4 protein-coding genes and 1 pseudogene are annotated in these 5,077 nt (G+C 36.0%); all 5 read right to left on the bottom strand.

Translation table 11 applies throughout. The features are described 5' to 3' along the window. The coding region (locus C6H22_RS07715; RefSeq protein ID WP_158654672.1) for a DUF262 domain-containing protein at positions 1 to 344 on the bottom strand (344 nt) is incomplete at its 3' end. A gap of 149 nt (positions 345 to 493) precedes the next feature. Next, on the bottom strand, positions 494 to 1,513 hold the full coding sequence (locus C6H22_RS07720; protein WP_104694704.1) for a site-specific DNA-methyltransferase: 1,020 nt from the start codon (positions 1,511 to 1,513) through the stop codon (positions 494 to 496). Between the two features lie 80 nt (positions 1,514 to 1,593). After that, on the bottom strand, positions 1,594 to 2,379 hold the full coding sequence (locus C6H22_RS07725; RefSeq protein ID WP_104694702.1) for a restriction endonuclease: 786 nt from the start codon (positions 2,377 to 2,379) through the stop codon (positions 1,594 to 1,596). Positions 2,380 to 2,384: 5 nt separating this feature from the next. Then, positions 2,385 to 3,917: a glutamine-hydrolyzing GMP synthase gene (guaA, locus tag C6H22_RS09130; protein WP_382275446.1), complete on the bottom strand. Its 1,533-nt coding sequence runs from the start codon at positions 3,915 to 3,917 to the stop codon at positions 2,385 to 2,387. A 447-nt stretch (positions 3,918 to 4,364) separates the two neighbouring features. Then, positions 4,365 to 5,000 (bottom strand): annotated as a pseudogene (gene guaA / locus C6H22_RS09135) (glutamine-hydrolyzing GMP synthase); the annotation flags it as partial. Positions 5,001 to 5,077: the final 77 nt, after the last annotated feature.

Genomic DNA, 5,077 nt, shown 5'->3' on the forward strand with positions numbered 1-5,077 from the left:
TTTATTTTAGGGCTACCATCTTTATATGCTTCAAATAGACAATTTTCAAAGTGCTTTCTTTTGTTTTCATTAATTTTGTCATACAAGACTTTTAGTAAGATAGAAAAAGTCGTAAGCCTTTGTTGCCCATCAATAACTATAGCAAAATTATCATTACCTCCATTTCTTTTTAAAATCACAGAGCCGACAAAATGAGTAGTATTATTTGTGAAGCTATCATATAAATCATTAAATAATCTTTCCCAATGTTCTACTTTCCAAGTATAATGTCTTTGAAAAAATGGGATATCTAGGCGATTTTCATTGGTAACTATTGACTTAAAATTATTCTCCCTCGCTTCCATTGCATATCTCCTTAAAATAGCTTAATCTTTTCGATTATGCCAAATGATAGAAAACATAATTATTGTATCCTCACTCTATCACGCTGGTGATTTGGAAGTAATGTCATACACCACACAATTAATCGTTTCTGCTTTATCGTTAATGCAATTTACGCATTTAAAAAATTATATTCGCAAAAATAATGGTTAATATTTTGATAACTCTCTAACCATTCCTTGTTTATTTTTATAGCCTCTTCACTTTCGTCAATGCCGATAAAACTCCTGTTAAGCAAAAATGATTCTTTTAAAAAAGATCCACTGCCACAGAAGCAATCCAAAACTAAAGAATTTGGATTGGAAGACATCTTGATGATACGTTGCAAGAGTTGTATATTTTTTTGTGTAGGATATAAAATACTTTGAGAATCTTTAAATTCCCAAATATCTTGTATTTTTTTACCCTTGCATTCATCTGCATATACTTTTTTTCTCGGATTATTGTTTTTGCTCCATTCTATTAAACCCATATTTTGCAATCTATCAAGTTCACTTAATGAAAAACGCCAATGTCTCCCTTTTGGAGGATTTAACCCATTCCAAGCCTCGCCACTTTCACCATTTTTTGTCTCTCCAGGTGCATGCAAAGGAATGGTAGTATAAAACCCTCTTGAATCTTGTTTGTTAAAACGCTTTTTTATATCATCTTGACTTATTTCTTCACATATATCATTCCAAATATATGTTGAAGTTTTTGTATAGAATAAAATCATATCTTTAATATTCCCGTATCCTTTTCTAGAAAAATTCTTGGGATTGCATTTGATGCGTGTAATATCATTAACAAAATGTTCTCTGCCAAAAATTTCATCACACAATATTTTAACATAATGTCCCATTTTGGTGTCAATATGTAAATAGAGACTCCCTTTTTCACTCATTAATTCTTTAATTAAAAGTAAGCGATAATATAAAAATTCTAAGTAAGATTCTATGTTGAATTTATCTTTATAAGCGATGCGAGATTCTTTGCTTGAGCTCATTGTGCTACCAAGCCTAAAAATATTATTTGTGCCAAAAGGAGGATCTATATAGACCAAATCTATCTTTCCTTTATAAAAGGTTTTTTGCAATAAAAATTGCATGGCATTTAAATTATCATCATGTATAAGTAAATTTTTTTTATTCATATCACCATGTAAACTATTTTGATAAGTTTGTTTTAAAAATTCCTGTGGAGGTAAAAATGTTTGGAATAAAGAAAACATTGTTAGACTTGATATAGAAAATCACGTAACACAAGGGCTGAAAAAATATGTTCGTTTTTTAAATTATGTGTTAGTGTTGTATGCATTTTGCTGTTATTGCAAATATAGCATACTCCATCTAAAATAGCTACTTTAATTACTCTTGAATCTATATGTGTGTGTAGTAAGCCAAATGCATCCTCAAGTTGTGCATTTTGATGTCCGCCAAAATCCGTAAGAAATTTTGCTTCTCCAATAATAAATTTATTGTTAAATCTAGCTATAAAATCCAACCCCTTATTTCTAGTATATCCTAAGTATTTAGCAGCAAAATCCTGCATCATAGAATCTGGGGCACTCAAAATTGCATTATTATTTGTTTTTATAAAATCATCCATTTCAATTGGTTGCAATCCTAATGCTCCACTGCCTACCCATCTTTTAAATAAAGGACCAATTTGTCTATTCGTTTCTTTAGGTTGCGAAATATTTTCATAAATTTTATCTAATCCCATATCTTTTAATCTACCACAAATCCTTGAAATAGTCATTGGATTACGATAGATGGCACCTCTATCTCTTCGCAAATAAGCAACATAAGAATCTTTAATAGGAAAGAGGTCGAAATCTAGCAAAGATTCTATGATTTGATTTTGCTTGTTAGCAGAAAATGCCTGTGCAAAAATATCCCATTTATTAGTATCTATTTCTCGAATATTATCTGGACTTATGGGATATATTCTAAATAATTGATCTAAATAATCTCTTTGATTGGCTAATTCAATACTCTGCTCTAAAAAATAATTCATCTCTTTCACTCCCACTCTATCGTGCCTGGTGGTTTGGAAGTAATGTCATACACCACGCGGTTTATGCCCTTTACCTCATTAATAATACGATTAGACACAGATTCTAAAAACTCGTGAGGCAAATGCGAAAAAGTCGCTGTCATTCCATCAAGCGCTTCTACCGCACGCATGCAGATTGTATTATCGTAAGTGCGGTTATCGCCCATTACTCCCACGCTCTTGACATTTAAAAGCACACAAAATGCTTGCCACACACTATCATATAGATTCCACTTATGCAACTCTTCTATAAAGATAGAATCCGCTTCCCTCAAAAGATCTAAATCCGCTTGATTGACTTCTCCCATAATGCGAATAGCAAGTCCTGGTCCTGGGAAGGGATGCCGCATAAGCATAGATTCTGGCATACCAAGCTCTCGCCCCAAAGCCCTCACCTCATCTTTAAAAAGCTCCCTTAGTGGCTCGATGAGCTCAAATTTCATCCATTCAGGCAACCCCCCTACATTGTGATGAGACTTTATCGTTTTGCTAGGTCCTTTCACGCTCACAGATTCAATCACATCAGGATACAGCGTGCCTTGTGCTAGGAATTTTATCTCGCCATTAGCATTGTGTGCTCTAGCCTCTCGCTCAAACACCTTGATAAAAGTCTCACCGATGATTTTACGCTTTGCTTCAGGATCTCGCACACCTTTAAGCAATCCCAAAAACTCTTGCCTTGCATCAATGGTGATAAGTGGCACACGCAAGTTTTCTCTAAACATTGTCTCCACCGCTTCTCTCTCGCCTTTGCGTAAAAGCCCGGTATCTACAAAAATAGGGATAAGATTTTCACCAATCGCTCGATAAAGCAGGGTGGCTACCACACTAGAATCCACACCACCACTCACCGCACATAGCACCTTGTGAGGTTTGACTTTATCTGTATGCCCAAATGCACAGCTTGTCAAATGATCGCACACAAGCCCTACAGATTGCATAAAGGCATAAATCCCCGTGCTTCCTACAAAGCTAAAGCCTCGCTTTTTGAGATCATTTGCGATCATATCAGAAAGTGGCGTATGCGTGGGAATCTCTTCCAAACTCTCAAAATGATTGATAAGCGGCGTATTATCTACATAATCCCAAAGAAACTTCGCAAAGCTCCCAAACTCACGCTCAATCTCTAAGAATCTTTTGGCATTGTTGATAGCAGATTCTATCTTGGCGCGATTGCGGATAATATCTGGATTTTCCATAAGTTCTTGTATCTTTGTCTCATCATAGGTGGCTACAATATGAGGATTAAAGTCATCAAAGGCTCTCCTAAAAGCCTCGCGTTTTTTAAGTATCGTGATCCACGAAAGCCCTGCTTGCATACCCTCTAACACAAGTTGCTCAAAAAGTCGCTTGTCATCGTGTTGTGGAATGCCCCACTCAAAATCGTGATAATTTTGATAAAGCTTTTGTGTAGCTTTATCAGAGGCATTATACCCTTGATAAATCCAACCACATCGTTGTGCTGTAGTCGTTGCTGCACAATCCAAGACTAACTCCACCATATCACCACATACTGCACCTTTTTTAAAACCAAGTTCGCTAAAAACCTCTAATCCTTTTTTGTCGTGCATATCCCATTGTGTATGGAAACTCTGTGCATTTTGAAAATATATAAGCGTATCTAAAAAAGATTGTATTACTTCTTTTTGCGTTAGATTCCTATCAATGATATAGCACTCAAAATTGCACGCATAGCCATCTGTATCCTTTGCATACGCACAAAAGCCAAAAGCACTTACATTTCCTGCATCATCTTTTTTGGCAAAAAAATGCTGTGAGTCACAAATACGCTGTTGTAGCGTTGTAGCAATATGCTCTAATAATTTTGCTCCCATAAATCCATGTGCTTTTGTGAAGCTCTCTTGCCATAGGGCAAAAATTTGCTCTTGTTGCGTGCGATCCTCGGTGCGTTGGAATGCAGGTGTTTGGGATAATATCCCTGTGATTTTGCGAATCTTATCTATCTCATAGGTGATAAAATTTTTCATATTCCAGCTTGTATCTGCTCTGCAAATATTCACCGCAAAATTTTTGAGAATCTCTCCACCACACTCGCTATGCACGACTTCAGGGTGAAACTGCAAGGCATAGATTTGACGCTTTGTGTCTGCTATGGCACAATAATGTGTGTTACCACTTTTGGCTAATTCACTAAAGCCTTGTGGGATTTTTTCTACCTTATCAGCGTGACTCATCCACACAATAGAAGTATTTTTGACATTCGCAAAAAGTGCTGTGTCAGTAGCTAAAATCTCTAATTGTGCCTTGCCAAACTCCTGCTCTTTGGCTCGCACCACTGCACCACCAAAATGATACGCGATATATTGCATACCATAACAAATCCCAAGCACAGGAATGCCAAGCTCAAAAACCTTGTTATTAGGTTTATATGCTCCCTCCTCATACACACTCGCAGGACCGCCACTTAAAATAATGCCCTTAGGATTCTTGGCTCTTATAGAATCTATACTTTCAAAATAAGGCACAATCTCAGTATAAACGCCAAACTCTCGAAGTCTTCTAGCGATAAGCTGTGTGTATTGACTCCCAAAGTCAAGCACTAATATTTCAATATTATTCATTTTCTTTCCTTACTTAGTCTAAATGTATAGTATTTTTGAGATATTTTTCTAGGGCTTCTTCCTCTAACACCTCATCA

The organism is Helicobacter equorum, assembly GCF_900198655.1.
GTDB lineage: Bacteria > Campylobacterota > Campylobacteria > Campylobacterales > Helicobacteraceae > Helicobacter_F > Helicobacter_F equorum.